The sequence below is a fragment of the Luteimonas kalidii genome (genome assembly GCF_029887935.1).
Classification (GTDB): Bacteria; Pseudomonadota; Gammaproteobacteria; order Xanthomonadales; family Xanthomonadaceae; genus Luteimonas; species Luteimonas kalidii.
Window position 1 is genome coordinate 1 of the sequence record NZ_JARXRO010000002.1, and the last position, 15,094, is coordinate 15,094.

Annotated in this window: 14 protein-coding genes; 6 read left to right on the forward strand and 8 right to left on the reverse strand. The window is 69.4% G+C overall.

Translation table 11 applies throughout. The features are described from left to right. Window positions 1-30 precede the first annotated feature (30 nt). Window positions 31-2,226: a M3 family metallopeptidase gene (locus QFW81_RS00555; protein ID WP_280576603.1), complete on the reverse strand. Its 2,196-nt coding sequence runs from the start codon at window positions 2,224-2,226 to the stop codon at window positions 31-33. 164 nt (window positions 2,227-2,390) lie between these two features. Between QFW81_RS00555 and QFW81_RS00560 the strand changes: the two genes are divergently transcribed. Together QFW81_RS00560 and QFW81_RS00565 are read left to right on the forward strand one after the other, a co-directional pair. After that, window positions 2,391-4,439, forward strand: a complete 2,049-nt coding sequence (locus tag QFW81_RS00560) for an amidohydrolase family protein (protein WP_280576605.1) — start codon at window positions 2,391-2,393, stop codon at window positions 4,437-4,439. Beyond that, the gene (locus QFW81_RS00565) at window positions 4,436-4,918 is read left to right on the forward strand and encodes a glutathione peroxidase (protein ID WP_280576607.1); all 483 of its coding nucleotides are present in this window, start codon (window positions 4,436-4,438) and stop codon (window positions 4,916-4,918) included. The genes QFW81_RS00560 and QFW81_RS00565 overlap by 4 nt, the downstream gene beginning before the upstream one ends. Before the next feature lie 259 nt (window positions 4,919-5,177). Here QFW81_RS00565 and QFW81_RS00570 read toward each other — a convergent pair whose 3' ends face one another. Next, window positions 5,178-5,600, reverse strand: a complete 423-nt coding sequence (locus QFW81_RS00570; protein ID WP_280576608.1) for a universal stress protein — start codon at window positions 5,598-5,600, stop codon at window positions 5,178-5,180. 122 nt (window positions 5,601-5,722) lie between these two features. Here QFW81_RS00570 and QFW81_RS00575 point away from each other — a divergent pair, with 122 nt between their 5' ends. Next, window positions 5,723-6,784 (forward strand): SGNH/GDSL hydrolase family protein, encoded by a 1,062-nt coding sequence (locus QFW81_RS00575; protein WP_280576609.1) that lies wholly within the window; start codon window positions 5,723-5,725, stop codon window positions 6,782-6,784. A 25-nt stretch (window positions 6,785-6,809) separates the two neighbouring features. Here the strand turns inward: QFW81_RS00575 and QFW81_RS00580 are convergent, their stop codons facing one another. Next, on the reverse strand, window positions 6,810-7,604 hold the full coding sequence (locus tag QFW81_RS00580; RefSeq protein ID WP_280576610.1) for a ferredoxin--NADP reductase: 795 nt from the start codon (window positions 7,602-7,604) through the stop codon (window positions 6,810-6,812). A 103-nt stretch (window positions 7,605-7,707) separates the two neighbouring features. Here QFW81_RS00580 and QFW81_RS00585 point away from each other — a divergent pair, with 103 nt between their 5' ends. After that, the gene (locus QFW81_RS00585; protein WP_280576611.1) at window positions 7,708-8,253 is read left to right on the forward strand and encodes a DUF488 domain-containing protein; all 546 of its coding nucleotides are present in this window, start codon (window positions 7,708-7,710) and stop codon (window positions 8,251-8,253) included. Window positions 8,254-8,305: 52 nt separating this feature from the next. Here the strand turns inward: QFW81_RS00585 and QFW81_RS00590 are convergent, their stop codons facing one another. The 4 genes from QFW81_RS00590 to QFW81_RS00605 form a co-directional block, all read right to left on the reverse strand. Further along, the gene (locus tag QFW81_RS00590; protein ID WP_280576612.1) at window positions 8,306-10,189 is read right to left on the reverse strand and encodes an ABC transporter ATP-binding protein; all 1,884 of its coding nucleotides are present in this window, start codon (window positions 10,187-10,189) and stop codon (window positions 8,306-8,308) included. 195 nt (window positions 10,190-10,384) lie between these two features. Continuing rightward, window positions 10,385-11,785, reverse strand: a complete 1,401-nt coding sequence (locus tag QFW81_RS00595) for a PhoH family protein (RefSeq protein ID WP_280576621.1) — start codon at window positions 11,783-11,785, stop codon at window positions 10,385-10,387. Between the two features lie 100 nt (window positions 11,786-11,885). Then, window positions 11,886-12,368, reverse strand: coding sequence for a peroxiredoxin (locus QFW81_RS00600; RefSeq protein WP_280576613.1), 483 nt, complete (start codon window positions 12,366-12,368; stop codon window positions 11,886-11,888). Window position 12,369: 1 nt separating this feature from the next. After that, window positions 12,370-13,017 carry a glycine cleavage system transcriptional repressor gene (locus tag QFW81_RS00605; protein ID WP_280576615.1) on the reverse strand — a complete coding sequence of 216 codons (648 nt, stop codon included), beginning with the start codon at window positions 13,015-13,017 and terminating at the stop codon, window positions 12,370-12,372. Window positions 13,018-13,111: 94 nt separating this feature from the next. Between QFW81_RS00605 and dapA the strand changes: the two genes are divergently transcribed. Together dapA and QFW81_RS00615 are read left to right on the forward strand one after the other, a co-directional pair. Continuing rightward, a complete protein-coding gene (gene dapA / locus QFW81_RS00610) occupies window positions 13,112-14,017 on the forward strand; it encodes a 4-hydroxy-tetrahydrodipicolinate synthase (RefSeq protein ID WP_280576617.1) in 906 nt (301 codons plus the stop codon). A 26-nt stretch (window positions 14,018-14,043) separates the two neighbouring features. Further along, window positions 14,044-14,562: a hypothetical protein gene (locus tag QFW81_RS00615; RefSeq protein WP_280576619.1), complete on the forward strand. Its 519-nt coding sequence runs from the start codon at window positions 14,044-14,046 to the stop codon at window positions 14,560-14,562. Window positions 14,563-14,664: 102 nt separating this feature from the next. On the opposite strand, the gene fdxA is transcribed toward QFW81_RS00615, so the two are convergent. Further along, entirely contained in the window at window positions 14,665-14,988 is a 324-nt protein-coding gene (fdxA, locus tag QFW81_RS00620; RefSeq protein WP_280576620.1) for a ferredoxin FdxA, read from the reverse strand. Window positions 14,989-15,094: the final 106 nt, after the last annotated feature.

Sequence of the window (15,094 nt, forward strand, 5' to 3'; positions counted from 1 at the left end):
GGCGGCGTTTCGGGTTGGACGGGAAGCGGATCAGTTCGCCGGAGGCGCATCCAGGCCGCGCTTCTTCAGCAACGGCTCGATCTTCGGCTCGTGGCCGGTGAAATCGACGAACAGCTGCTTGGCGTCCTTGGCCCCGCCGCGCGAGAGCAGGGTCGAGCGCAGGCGCTCGCCGTTCTCGGGCTTGAGGCCGCCGCTGGCCTTGATCCATTCGACCGTGTTGGCGTCCAGCACTTCCGACCAGATGTAGGCGTAGTACGCGGCCGCGTAGCCGCCCATGATGTGGCTGAAGTACGGCGTGCGGTAGCGCGGCGGGACCGGCGCGTAGTCCAGGCCGACCGACTCCAGGGCCGCGGCTTCGGTCGCCATGATCTCGCCGGCCGACGGCAGCCGGTCCTGCGGCAGCTGGTGCAGGTACTGGTCGAGCATCGCCGCGCCCAGGTACTCGGTGGTGGCGAAGCCTTCGTTGAAGGTGGCCGAGGCCATCTTCTTGTCCAGCAGTGCCTGCGGCAGCGGTTCGCCGGTCTCGTGGTGCTTGGCGTAGTTGGCCAGGATCGACGGCCAGTCGGCCCACATCTCGTTGACCTGCGAGGGGAACTCGACGAAGTCGCGCGGCACGTTCATGAAGAAGTACGGGTACTTCACGTCCGAGAACATGCCGTGCAGCGCGTGGCCGAACTCGTGGAACATGGTGGTGACCTCGTCCCAGGTCAGCAGCGTCGGTTCACCGGCCGGCGGCTTGGGGATGTTCTGGTGGTTGGCCACCACCGGCAGCGTGCCCTCGAGTTCGGACTCGCCCACGTAGGAGTTCATCCACGCGCCGCCGCGCTTGGACGGGCGCGCGTAGGGATCGAAGATGAAGATCGACAGCTGCTCGCCGTCCTTGTCGAACACGTCGTAGGTCCAGGTGTCCGGGTGGTACTTGGGCAGGTCGGCGCGTTCCTTGAACGTGATGCCGTACAGCTGCGTGGCGGCGAAGAACACGCCGTTCTCCAGCACGTTCTTCATCTCGAAGTAGGGCTTGAGCTGGTTGTCGTCGAAGTCGTACTCGGCCTTGCGCACCTTCTCGGTGTAGTAGGCCCAGTCCCAGGGCTCGAGTTGGAACGTCGGCTCGCCCTTTGCCGCCTGTTCGCGGTCGATCATGGCCTGCAGCGCCTCGCCTTCGCGCCTCGCGTTGGCGACCGCCGCCGGCGCAAGCCGGCCGAGCATCTGGTTGACGGCCTCGACGGTCGCCGCGGTCTCGTCGGCCAGCACGAACTCGGCGGGGGTGTCGTAGCCGAGCAGCTTCGCGCGCTCGCCGCGCAGCTTCAGCACCTCGGCGACGATGCCGGTGTTGTCCCACTCGTTGCCGCGGCTGCCACGGGCGACCGAAGCCTTGTGCACCCGCTCGCGCAGGGCGCGGCTGTCGAGCTGCGGCAGGATCGGCTGGCCGGTGGTGTTGAGCAGCGTCAGCAGGTACTTGCCCTCGTGTCCCTTGTCCGCCGCCGCCTTGGCGGCAGTCGCGATCTGCGACTCCGACAGGCCGGCGAGTTCGGCGCGGTCGTCCACCAGCACCGCCGAGTCGTTCACCTCGTCGAGCACGTTGTTGGAGAACTCGGTCCCCAGTTCGGCCAGGCGCCCGTTGATGTCCTTCAGGCGCGCCTTGTCGGCCTCGCTGAGCCTGGCGCCCGAGCGGACGAAGCTGTCGTAGTACTCCTCGACCAGGCGCACGCCTTCGGCGTCGAGCCCCAGGTCGTTGCGCTGGTTGTAGATCGCTTCCACGCGTTCGAACAGCTGCGGGTCGAGCACGATCGCATCGCGGTGGGCGGCGAACTTCGGCGCGTACTCGTTGTTGATCTGCTTGCGCGTGTCGTTGGTATCGGTGCCGTTGAGGTTGCCGAAGATGCGACGGGCGTTGTCCAGCAGCTTGCCGGACTGCTCGAGCGCGATGATCGTGTTCTCGAAGGTGGGTGCGGTCTTCTCGCTGGCGATCTTGCGGATCTCCTCGAGGTTGCGCGCCATGCCGGCATCGAAGGCCGGAGCGAAGTGCGCGTCCTTCAACTGGTCGAACTGCGGGTACTGCAGCGGCAGCGGGCTGTCGACGAACAGCGGGTTGCCGGCCTGGGCGTCCGTGGCGGAGGTCGCGCTGTTCACTGGGCCGTCTCCTGCATTGGCGGACTGGGCGGTCGCGGGGGCCGAGACCGCGGCGGTCAGGGCGATGGCTAGGGCGGCGGCGAGCGGGTGCTTCATACGGGACATCCTCGTGGAACCGGAAAAAACTAGGGTAGCCCATGCGGGCGACGGCAAAGGCCATGACGATTGGCACATGGTCCGGCCGGGCCCGCCCGGCGCTAGACTCGGGCGCAGACCGGGCACGCCGGTCGTCATGCCGCGCGGCCGGCACTGGGGACACGATGGTTCGGAGCGGATGGTGGGCCCTGGCGCTGATGCTCGGACTGGCCGGAGCGGCCGAGGCGGCTCCGGCGCTGCGCTACGTGGTGCTGGTGGACGGCGGCAGGCAGGCCGGGCAGCAGACCGTGGTCGAAGACGACGACGGCGTGACCCGGGTGGAATTCATCTTCAAGGACAATGGCCGCGGCCCGGAACTGAAGGAAGAGTTCACGCTCAACGACGACGGCACGTTCCGTACCTATCGCGTCACCGGCACCTCGACCTTCGGCGCGTCGGTGGACGAGCGCTTCGAACTGGACGGACGCACGGCGCGCTGGCAGTCGACCTCGGACCGGGGCGAGCAGCAGGTGGAGCCCGGCGCGCAGTACTCGCCGCTGGGCGGCACGCCGGCGGTGGCGTCGGTGTCGCTGGCGGCCCTGTCCGCGCGTCCGGACGGCCGCCTGCCGCTGATCCCCAGCGGCACGCTGTCGGCGCGCAAGGTCACCCAGGCGCAGGTGCGCGGCCCGGAGGGCGAGCGCACGGTGCAGCTGATGGCGATCACCGGCATCGGGTTCACGCCCATGTTCGCCTGGGCCACGGACGAGGCGCGGCCGAGGCTGTTCGCCTTCATCTTCCCGGGCTTCCTGCAGATGGTGGAGGCGGGCTGGGAGGCCAACGCGGACGCGCTGGAACAGGTGCAGAAGGCGGCGGAGGCCGAGGCGCTGGTGTCGCTGCAGCAGCGCCTGGCGCATCCGCTGCCGGGCAGCACCCTGGTGCGCAACGCGCGCGTGTTCGACAGCGAGCATGCGCGCCTCGGCGCCGCGTCGGACGTGCGGGTGCGCGACGGTCGCATCGAAGCGGTGATGGCCGCGGGCGCGGACACCGCGCCGGCCGACCAGGTGATCGACGCCGGCGGCCGCGTGCTGCTGCCGGGCCTGTTCGACATGCATGCCCACGTCGATCGCTGGAGCGGCGGGCTGCAGCTGGCGGCGGGCGTGACCTCGCTGCGCGACATGGGCAACGACAACGCCACCCTGCAGCAGGTGATCGGCGAGGAGCGCGCCGGCACCCTGATGATGCCGCGGATCGTGCCGGCGGGCTTCCTCGAGGGCGAGAGCGAGCAGTCGGCGCGCAACGGCTTCGTGGTCAGCGACCTGGAGGGCGCGAAAAAGGCGATCGACTGGTACGCCGCCCACGGCTATCCCCAGCTGAAGATCTACAACTCGTTCCCCAGGGACGTACTGCCAGAAACCGTCGCCTATGCCCACGAGAAGGGGCTGCGGGTGAGCGGCCACGTGCCGGTGTTCCTGCGCGCGCAGGACGTGGTGGACGCGGGCTTCGACGAGGTCAACCACATCAACCAGCTGCTGCTGAACTTCCTGGTGACGCCGGAGACCGACACCCGCACGCTGGAGCGGTTCTACCTGCCGGCCCGCGAGGTCGCCGGCCTCGACCTCGACGCGAAGCCGGTGCAGGACTTCATCGCCACGCTTGCGGCGAAACAGGTGGTGATCGATCCCACGCTCGCCACGTTCGAGTTCCTGCACCAGCGCAACGGCGAGATCTCGCCGATCTTCGCCGGCATCGAGGACCACCTGCCGCCGGACGTGCAGCGCGGACGGCGCGCGGCCGAAATGGAGATCCCCGACGATGCCACCGGCGCGCGCTACCGCGCCTCGTTCGCGAAGATGGTGGACTTCGTCGGCCGCGCGTACCGGGCCGGCGTCCCGGTGGTGGCCGGCACCGACGAGGTGCCCGGGTTCACCCTGCAGCACGAGCTGGCGCTGTACGTGCGCGCCGGCCTGAGTCCGGCGCAGGCGCTGCAGGTGGCGACGTGGAATGGCGCGAAGTATTCCGGCGTGCTCGACCGCCTGGGCAGCATCGCGCCGGGGAAGCTGGCCGACCTGGTGCTGGTGGACGGCGATCCGACCGCCGACATCGGCGACATCCGCAAGGTTGCCGCGGTGATCAAGGGCGACGTGGTCTATTACCCGGAGGAGATCCATACCGAACTGGGCATCGGTCCGTTCGCCGCGCCGGTGCGCGCGGTGCCCGCCGGTGCGGAGCGGTGAGCGCGGCCTTCGACTTCACTTCCATCGGGATCGATGGCCAGCCGGTGGCGCTGTCGGAGCATGCCGGCAAGGTGCTGCTGATCGTCAACGTCGCCTCGCGCTGCGGGTTCACGCCGCAGTACGCAGGACTGCAGCGGCTGTGGGACGACTATCGCGAGCGCGGGCTGGTGGTGATGGGTTTTCCGTGCGACCAGTTCGGGCACCAGGAGCCGGGGGACGAAGCGCAGATCCAGACGTTCTGCTCGCTCGAGTACGGAGTGGATTTCCCGATGTTCGCCAAGGTCGATGTCAACGGACCGGGCGCGGACCCGCTGTGGGCCTGGCTCAAGCGCGAACAGGGCGGGCTGCTCGGTATCGACGCGATCAAGTGGAACTTCACCAAGTTCCTGGTCGGCCGCGACGGCAGCGTGCGCTCGCGCCACGCCCCGACCGTCGCGCCGGAGGCGCTGCGCGGTGCGATCGAGACCGCGCTGGGCTGATCGAAGGCGATCCCGCCCGGCTGATCGCTGCGACGTGTCAAGCGCGTCCCGCGGTGCCTCCACGCAGCCTGCAACTCCGCGTAGCGCGGGTAAGCGAAGCGCACCCGGGGGATGATGATCGCAGTGCGCTGCCGCCGCCTCCCCGGATGCGGCCTCCGGCCTTATCCGGACTACGCATCCCACGATCCCCGCGCTGCCCGCAATTGCCGCGCTCCGCGTAGCCCGGGTAAGCGAAGCGCACCCGGGGGCCCACCCGGCCTCAGTGAACGATCGTCACCGGGACGGTGGTGTCGGTCAGCACCTTCATCGACACCGAGCCGAGCAGGGTGCCCTTGATGGCGCCGGCACCGCGCGATCCCATCACGATCATGTCGGCCTTGTGCTTCGCCGCCGTCTGCAAGATGCCCTCGGCCACGTCGGCCTCGACCTCGGCGAAGGTCGCGTCCGTCTTGCCGCGTTCGAGCAGCTTCTTCGCCGGCGCCAGCATGCGCGCGTAGTTCTCCGCGTGGTGGGAACGGGCGGCCTCGCTGCCCATCTTGCGCTCGGCGCCGGGGAACAGCGAATCGTCCACCGCCACCACCACCAGCCGGCCGGCGGCGCCGAACGCCTTGCACAGCGCGACCGCATGCTTGAGGGCGCGGGTGCTGATGTCGCTGCCGTCGACCGGAACCAGGATCTTCATGCGTCTGTTCTCGTGCGGATTCGGCCTCGATTCTACGCCCGATCGCGTCGGCGGCCGGCGAACGTCGCCGCGCTCGCCGATGCCGGTGTCCGCGTCGCGCCCGGACTTGCGTTGATGAGCCCATGAATGACCGCACCCACTGCACCGTGCGCCTGTCGCGCGTCTTCCTCGCGACCTTGCTGACGGGCCTGGCCGCCGTGTCCGCGCATGCCGCGCCGGCGCGCCTGGCGGTCGTCGGCGATTCGGACAGCCATGCCTATCACGACCGCATGCACTTCACCGGCACCGACGGCAAGCGTGGCGGCGAGTTCCATGCCACCACCTGGCAGTGGACCGAAGCGCTGCACCGGTTGCGCGGCCGGTCGCTGGACCAGGGGCCATGGGACCGGCACGGCCTGCCCGGCACGCTCGCCCGCGCGGCGGAGTGGGCCGGGCTGCCGGTGCGGCCTGCGAAGGAGGACTTCGAGTACAACTTCGCCATGTCGGGGGCGCGCTGCGAAAGCCTGATGGGCGGCGAACGCCAGGTGCCCACCCTGGTCGGGATGATGGACCAGGCGCCCGAGCGCTGGCGCGGCGGCTATGTGGTGGTCCGGATCGGCGTGAACAGCTTCGGGCAGGCCGAGCATCTGCATCGCCTGGCCGCCGACCGCGACGATCCGCACGTGTCGGCGGACATCGACAGCTGCATCGCGGCGGTGCGCGAGTCGGTCGCGGCGATCCACGGCGGCCATCCGGCCACGCGCATCGTGCTGGTCGGGATCTTCGACAACAGCAACGTGGCCGGGCAACTCGACGTGGCCTGGACGCCGCGCCAGCTGGCGAACATCGCCGCCGCGCTGGATCGTTACGACGACGCCCTGCGCGCCATGGCGCAGGCGGACAGGCGCATCGCGTTCTTCGACGACCGCGCGTGGTTCGCCGCGCTGTGGGGGACGCGCGCGCCCTCCGGCGCGCCTGCCTACCGGGATGTGCGCATCGGCAGGCTGCGGGTGCGCAACGCGCAGGGAGACGAACCGACCAGCGCGGTGCTGGGCGACGGGCACGCCGGTTCGGCCTGGAACGCGCTGTGGTCGGCCGCGCTCGTTGCGCTGCTGGATCGCGAGTTCGACGCCGGCATCGCGCCGGTGAGCGATGCCGAACTCGCAGCCCTGATGGGCCAGCGCGCCTCGCCGGCAGGGGATTGATGCCGCCGGGAAAGCGGGCCGGGCGCTACTTCTCGACGAAGGCCCGCTCGAACACGTAGTCGCCCGGCGTGCCGATCCGGGGCGCGGCGACGAAGCCGCGGCGGTCGAGGATCGCGCGGAAGTCCGCCAGCATCTGCGGGCTGCCGCAGATCATCGCCCGGTCGCGGGCCGGGTCCAGCGGAGGCAGGCCGAGGTCGTCGGCCATGCGGCCGCCGTCGAGCAGGTCGGTGAGCCGGCCCCGATGGTCGCGCTGCTCCCAGTCGAACGGCTCGCGGCTGACGGCCGGGTAGTACATGAGTTTGCGCGCGATCTCGTCACCCAGAAGCTCGTGGCGCGGCAGTTCGTTGAGGATGTACTCGCGATACGCGAGATCGCCCGCGCCGCGTACGCCATGGGCAACGATCACCCGTTCGAAGCGCTCATAGGTCTCCGGGTCCTTGATCACCGACAGCCACGGCGCCAGGCCGGTGCCGGTCCCCAGCAGGTACAGGTTGCGGCCCGGGTGCAGGTCGTGGATCAGCAGGGTGCCGGTGGGCTTGCGGCCGACCAGCAGGGTGTCGCCCGGGGCGATGTGCTGCAGGCGCGAGGTCAGCGGACCGTCGGGCACCTTGATGCTGAAGAACTCCAGCTGCTCCTCCCAGTTCGCGCTGGCGATCGAATACGCGCGCAGCAGGGGGCGGCCGTCCACCTCTAGGCCGATCATCACGAACTGCCCGTTCTCGAAACGGAAGCCGTCGTCGCGGGTGGTGGTGAAGCTGAAGTAGCTGTCGGTCCAGTGGCGGACGTCCAGCACCGTCTCGGTGCCGAAGGCGGAAGACATGCGGTGGGGAGTCGGGTGGTGGTGGCAGCCGGCTATTCTACAGCTGCGAACGATTCTCATCGCGTGGGCATCTTGTCCACATGCCGACTGGCACGATGCCGCCATGGACACGCTCTGGACCATCGGCCATTCGACCCGACCGCTCGAGGTCTTCGTGCAGATGCTGCAGGCCGCGAACGTGGCCTGCGTGGCCGACGTGCGCCGGCATCCGGGTTCCCGGAGGCATCCGCAGTTCGGCGCGGACGCGCTTGCAACCGGCCTGCCGGCCGCGGGGATCGGCTTCGTGCCGATGCCCGAACTGGGCGGACGCCGACGGGCCCGGCCGGATTCACCCCACACGGCCTGGCGCAACGCGAGCTTCCGCGGCTATGCCGACTACATGGACACGCCCGGGTACGCCGCGGCGCGCGAACGGCTGTTCGACCTCGCGCGCACGGCGCCGACCGCGGTGATGTGCGCCGAAGCGATGTGGTGGAGTTGCCACCGCAGCCTGATCGCGGACGACGCGAAGGCCCGCGGCTGGGCCGTACTCCACCTGATGGCGCCGGGCGACGTGCGCGAGCATCCGTGGACGGGCGCGGCCCGGATCGTCGGCGGGCGGCTGGACTACACGGCGCCGGCCGACGCGCAGGGTCGGCTGGACCTGTGACCGCGGCGGATCGTCGTGGCGCGCGCCCGGTGCGTCCGGCGACCGCGGGTTTTCAGCGATATCCCGCCGCCTGAAGCTCGAACAGCTCCGCGTAGCGGCCACCCTGCGCCATCAGTTCGGCATGGGTGCCGCTGGCCTCGACCCGGCCCTCGGCCAGCACCAGGATCCGGTCGGCCATGCGCACGCTCGAGAAGCGGTGCGAAATCAGCACCGCGGTGCGCTCGTCGGACAGTTCCTTGAAGCGCTGGAACACCTCGAACTCGCTGCGCGCGTCGAGCGCGGCGGTGGGCTCGTCGAGGATCATCACCTGCGCGTCGCGCATGTAGGCGCGCGCGATCGCGATCTTCTGCCACTGCCCGCCGGACAGATCGACGCCGGTCTTGAAGCGGCGCCCGATCAGCTGGTCGTATCCGTCAGGCAAGCCCGCGATCACCTCGTCGGCCATCGCCCGTCGCGCCGCATCCTCGATCCGGACGCGGTCGTCCATGCGGTCGATCTGGCCCACGCCGATGTTCTCGCCGGCGGTGAGGTGGTAGCGCACGAAGTCCTGGAAGATCACGCCGATGTTGGCGCGCAGCTGGTCGATGTCGTACTCGCGCAGGTCGTGGCCGTCGAGCAGGATGCGGCCCTCGTCCGGGTCGTAGAGCCTTGCCAGCAGCTTGACCAGGGTGGTCTTGCCGGCGCCGTTCTCGCCCACGAGGGCCAGCACTTCGCCGGCGCGCAGCTCGAAATCCATGTGCCGGATCGCCCAGCGGTCCGCGCCCGGGTAGCGGAAGCCCACGTCCTCGAACGTGAAGCCGTGCCGGATCGGGGCCGGGAACGCGCGCGCGTCGGGCGGCGACGTGATCTCCGGCTCGACCTCGAAGAACGAGAACAGGTCGTCCAGGTACAGCGCCTGCCCGGCCACCTGCGAGAAGCCGATCAGCAGGCCTTCGAGCAGCTGCCGCAGGCGGCGGAAGCTGCCGGCGAGGAAGGTCAGGTCGCCGATGGTGAAGTCGCCGCGTACCGTGCGCCAGGCGATGTAGGCGTAGGCGATGTAGTAGCCCAGCGTACCGAGCGCGGCGAGCAGCGTGCCCCAGATCGCGCGTCGCCGCGCCAGCGAGCGGTTGGCCAGGAAGAACTTCTGCGCCAGCGTCCGGTAGCGGTCGACCAGGAAGTGGTGCAGGTTGAAGATCTTCACTTCCTTGGCGGTCTCGACGCTGGCGCCGGTCTGGCGCACGTACTCGAGCTGGCGGCGCTCGGGCGTCCACTGGAAGTTGAGCGAATAGCCCAGGGCGTTGAAGTGCGATTCGCCGACGAACGCCGGGATCAGCGCCACCGCCAGCAGCGCGATCAGCCACGGCGCGTAGACCAGCAGCCCGATCGCGAAGCTGACCACCGTGATCGAATCCTGCACCTGGCCGAACAGCTGGCCCATCAGGTTCATGCGCCCCATGGTCTGGCGGCGGGCGCGGTCGAGCTTGTCCTGCAGGTCCGGATCCTCGAAATCCTCCAGGTCAAGCGTCGCCGCGTGCTCCATCAGGCGGATGCTGGTGGCGTTGGTGAACAGTTCCGACAGCAGCGAGTCGGCATAGCTGACGATGCGGCCCAGCAGGTCGGACACGATCGCCAGTGCGAACTCGAACGCCAGCAGCCACAGCAGGTGGTCGAGCTGGCCGCCGCGCCAGGCCTCGCCAATCGATTCGAACGCCAGCCCGAGTCCGACCAGGCGGATCGCCTCGTCGATGATCAGCTTGCCGACGTAGAGCATCATGACCGGCAGCAGCGCGCGGACCACGCGCAGGCCGATGCTGGTGAGGGTCAACGCGCGGCTGGTGGCCCAGATCTGGCGCAGGAACGGCGGGATGTTGCGCAGCGCATCGAAGCGCTCGCGCAGGCTCGGCCGGCTGTCGGCGCGGCTCGGCTTTGGGGTGGCATCGGCGGCGCGTTCGCTCATGGCCGCATTGTGCATGGCGCCTGCGGGCAAATGGTGAGGACGTCAGCCCGCGTGCCCTGCGTAGCCCGGATAAGCGCAGCGCATCCGGGGATGCCACGGTCACTGGATAGGCGGCTGCGGCCACCCTGATGCGCATGGCGCCCGGATGATGGCGCGGGGTCCCGGATGCGCTTCGCTTATCCGGGCTACGCTTCGCTACAACACCTCGGACGCGTAGTCGGCCAGGCGCGAGCGCTCGCCGCGGCGCAGGGTCACGTGCGCGCTGTGCGCCCAGTCCTTGAACCGGTCGACCGCGTAGGTCAGGCCCGACGTGGTCTCGGTGAGGTAGGGCGTGTCGATCTGTTCGACGTTGCCCAGGCACACGATCTTGGTGCCGGGACCGGCGCGGGTGATCAGGGTCTTCATCTGCTTGGGCGTGAGGTTCTGCGCCTCGTCCAGGATCAGCCAGCGGCTGAGGAAGGTGCGCCCGCGCATGAAGTTGAGCGAGCGGATCTTGATCCGGCTGGCCAGCAGGTCGTTGGTCGCCGCGCGTCCCCAGCTGCCGCCTTCCTGGTTGTGGGTGAGCACCTCCAGGTTGTCGGTCAGCGCGCCCATCCACGGCGTCATCTTTTCTTCTTCCGTGCCGGGCAGGAAGCCGATGTCCTCGCCCACGCTGACCGTGGCGCGGGTCATGATGATCTCGCGGTAGCGCTGCTGGTCCATGGTCTGGGCCAGGCCCGCGGCCAGCGCCAGCAGGGTCTTGCCGGTGCCGGCGGTGCCGAGCAGGGTGACGAAGTCGATTTCCGGGTCCATCAGCGCGTTGAGCGCGAAGTTCTGCTCTCGGTTGCGCGCGGTGATGCCCCAGACCGCGTGCTGGCTGCCGCGGTAGTCGTCCACGATCTGCAGCACCGCCTTGCCGCCGTCCACGCGCGCGACGCGGAACTCGGCCTCGTCGTCGCCGGGCAGGTACAGGTACTGGTTCGGATACCAGTCGTCGTCGGCGCCGATCGCCACTTCGTAGAACGTGCGGCCCTTGTCGGTCCAGGACCTGAGGTCCTTGCCGTAGCGCTGCCAGAAGTCCTCCGGCAGCGGATTCGCGCCGGTGTAGAGCAGGCTGAAGTCGTCCAGCGCCCGGTCGTTCTCGTAGTCCTCGCTGACGATGCCGGCGATCGCCGCCTTGATCCGCAGGTTGATGTCCTTCGACACGAACACCACCGGGAAATCCGGCTCGTCGCGCCGCAGCTGCAGGATCGCGCCGAGGATGCGGTTGTCGGGCGCCACCGCGCCGAATGAGGCCTGGTCTTCCGTCGGCACCGTGGTCTGGAAGCGCAGCTTGCCGATGCTGGCGGCGCCGCGCAGCTGCAGCCCGTTCGGCCGCTGCAGCAGCAGGCCCGACTCGATCTTGTCGCTGCCGTGGGCCTCGATCAGTTCGTTGATGAAGCGGCTGACCTGTCGCGCATTGCGGCTGGCCTCCGACGTGCCCTTTTTGCCGTTGTCGAGTTCCTCGATCACCTGCATCGGCAGGAACACGTCGTGTTCCTCGAACTTGAACAGCGCGGTCGGGTCGTGCATCAGGATGTTGGTATCGAGCACGTACAGGCGCTTGCCTTGGGTCATCATCGGGACGGTCGGCTCCGGTGGGCGTTCGGTCGTGGGCAGCGGCGCGCCGCCGCGGCCTGCGGGGCAGGGCGGCGATGCGGGGTGGGGAGCGGGTGGATCACGTGGCCTGCGCGGCCTTCAGTGCGTCGAGCACGGCCTGGGCGTGGCCGGGCACCTTCACCTTGCGCCATTCGGCGGCGAGGCGCTGGTCGGGCGCGATCAGGAAGGTGCTGCGCACCACGCCCAGCACGGTGCGCCCGTACATGTTCTTCTCGTGGATCACGTCGAACGCCTTGCACAGCGCTTCGTCGCCGTCGCTGACCAGCGGGAATGCGAATCCCTGCTTCGCGCAGAAGTTGTCGTGCGACTTCACCGAGTCGCGCGAGACGCCGAGGACGGTCGCGCCGAGGCGCTCGAACGCCGGCAGCAGCGCGTTGAACTCAAGCCCCTGCGTGGTGCAGCCGGGGGTGGAGTCCTTCGGATAGAAGTACAGCACCAGCCAGCGTCCGGCGTAATCGGCCAGGGTCGACTGTCCGCCACCCGAGAGTGCGAGCGGCAGCCGCAGCGTGGATTTGGGAAGCGCCTTGCCGACCTGCACCATGTCAGAACTTCATCGGATCCATGATCGCGTCGAGATTCAGGTGGTCGCAGAACTCGAGGAAGTCGTCGCGCAGCGCGGCGATGTGCATGTTCGCCGGCACGCCGATCGTCACCTGGGCCGAGAACATGTCCGCACCGGTCTGCATCGCGCGGTAGCGCGAGCAGTGCAGGCTCTCGATGGTGATGCCCTGGCGATCGAAGAAATCCGCCAGCTGGAACAGGATGCCTGGCTTGTCCGCGGCGACGACCTCGACGACGTAGGGCAGCAGGTTCGACTGCACCGGCTTGGGACCGGTGCGGTACCAGACGAGCTTGAAGTCCTCCTCGCGCTCGAGCCGCGTCAGCATCGCCTCGAGCTTGGCCACCGAATCCCAGGATCCCGCCGCCAGCGCGGTCACCGAGACATCGCGCCCCACCGTGGACAGCCGCGTGTCCACGAGATTGCAGCCGCTGTCGGCGATGCGCCTGGACACGGCGAGCAGCGGCGATGCCGGATGCGTCGTGTAGGCGTTGATCAGCAGGTAGTTCTCGTTCGGCGAGGGCCGGGATGCGGTGTCTGGATCGGTCAAGGCGGCGTCCGCGGCGGGCAGGGTCTGGCGTGCTTCGGTCTGAACGGCGGCCCGAACGGGATCGGACGCCGCGGCCAGCATACTTGCCCGTGCTTCCGGGCCGCAAGTAACATGCCGGCATCCTGAGTCCACCGTCCCGCGCGATCGCGCGGGCCATCCGCACGAGACCGTCCACTTGCGACTTTCCGGCAGCATCACCGCGCTGGCGACGCCGTTCACGGTGACGGGCGAACTCGATCTGGATGCATGGAAGCGCCTGTTGCAGGCGCAACTGGCCGGTGGTACCCAGGCGCTGGTGGTCGCCGGTTCGACCGGCGAGGCGGCCTCGCTGTACGAGTCCGAACAGGATGTCCTGCTTCGCACCGCGGTGGAATGCGCCGCCGGGCGCGTACCGGTGCTTGCCGGGACCGGCCAGTCCGGCACCGCGCGCACGATCGAGGCGACCCGCCGCGCAGCCGCGTTCGGCGCCGACGCGGCGCTGGTGGTGGTTCCGCCGTACGTGCGCCCGACCGCGGCCGGCCTGCTCGCGCATTACCGCGCGGTCGCCGACGAGGGCGGGCTGCCGGTGGTGATGTACAACGTGCCGCAGCGGACCGGTTGCGACCTGCAGCCCGACACCGTCGCCGATTTGGTGGCGCATCCGCGCATCGTCGGCATCAAGGAAGCGGTCGCCGATCCGCGGCGGCTCCAGGCGTGGCTGGCGTTGCGCGGCGACGGGTTCGCGGTGCTGTCCGGTGACGACGCCAGCGCGGCGCAGGCCATGCTCGAGGGCGCCGACGGGGTGGTGTCGGTGGTGTCGAACCTGGTGCCCGCCGCGATGCGACGGCTGTGCGACCTGGCGCTCGCCGGACAGGGCGAGGAGGCGCTCGACTGGAACGCGCGCCTGCGGCCGCTTTTCGATTTCGCCGTGCTCGAACCCAATCCCATTCCGGTCAAGGCCGCGCTGGACCGGCTGGGCATCGGCCGCGGGCTGCGCCTGCCGTTGACCCCCCTGTCCGAACGCCACCAGGCCGATGCCGCGCGCATCGCATCGCTGGTCGACACCATCGAACGCAGCCTCCGCGACCCGATCGCGGCCTGACCCCTTTTTTGCAGGAGAAGCCACCCATGCGTCATTCCCGTCCCCTGATCCGCGTGCTCGCGATCTGCCTCGTGGCCGCCGCCGTGGTCGGTACCAGTGGCTGCAAGTGGTTCCGCAAGGGCAGCGAGCTCTATGCGGCCAGCCCCGAGAACCGTCCGCTCGAGGTCCCGCCCGACCTGGACCGCCCCGACACCTCCGGCGCGATGCAGCTGCCCGAAACCGGGACCGGCACGGTGACGCGTTCGACCATGCCCGCCGCGGGCAGCACCCAGCCCAACGGTTTCCCCGTCGCCGGCGAGGTGGATGCGGTGTTCGCGCGGGTGGGCGAAGTGCTGGCCGCCACCGAAGGCCTGACCGTGGTCAACCGCGCCCAGCTGCTCGGCACCTACGACGTGGATTATGGGGATGCCAAGTTCCTGGTCCGCGTGACCCGCACCGACACCGGCGCCTACGTGGCCGCGGTGGACCCGCGCGGCCTGCCGGCATCCGGCGAACCACCCCAGCGCCTGATCGCCGCCCTGCGCGCCGCGCTCGCCGGCGGCTGAGCCAGGCCACCGTTACGTGCGAAAGGCGCCGCGAGGCGCCTTTCGTCCTTCTGCAGCCAGGGTGCCGCGCGCCGACGCACGGCCCGGATTCGGGTGGCCGGCTCAGCGCTCCAGCAGTTTCAGCTTGTCCGGCTTGCCTTCCCAGTCCTTGGCGTCGGGCAGCGGCTCCTTGCGTGCGGTGATCACAGGCCAGTCTTTCGAGAGCTCCGCGTTCAGAGCGACGTACTGCTCCTGGCCCGCGGGCACGTCGTCCTCGGGGTAGATCGCGTTGATCGGGCACTCGGGCTCGCACAGGGTGCAGTCGATGCACTCGTCCGGGTCGATGACCAGGAAGTTCGGGCCTTCGTGGAAGCAGTCGACCGGGCACACCTCGACGCAGTCGGTGTACTTGCACTTGATGCAGTTCTCGGTGACGACGAAGGGCATGCGGGTCCGGTGCGGGAAACGGTCGGGCCTGGAATTCTAGAGCACGCGTGGCGGATGCGCTTGGAAGGGGACGCATCGGTGGTGTGGTCGGGTGAGGTGCGTGACC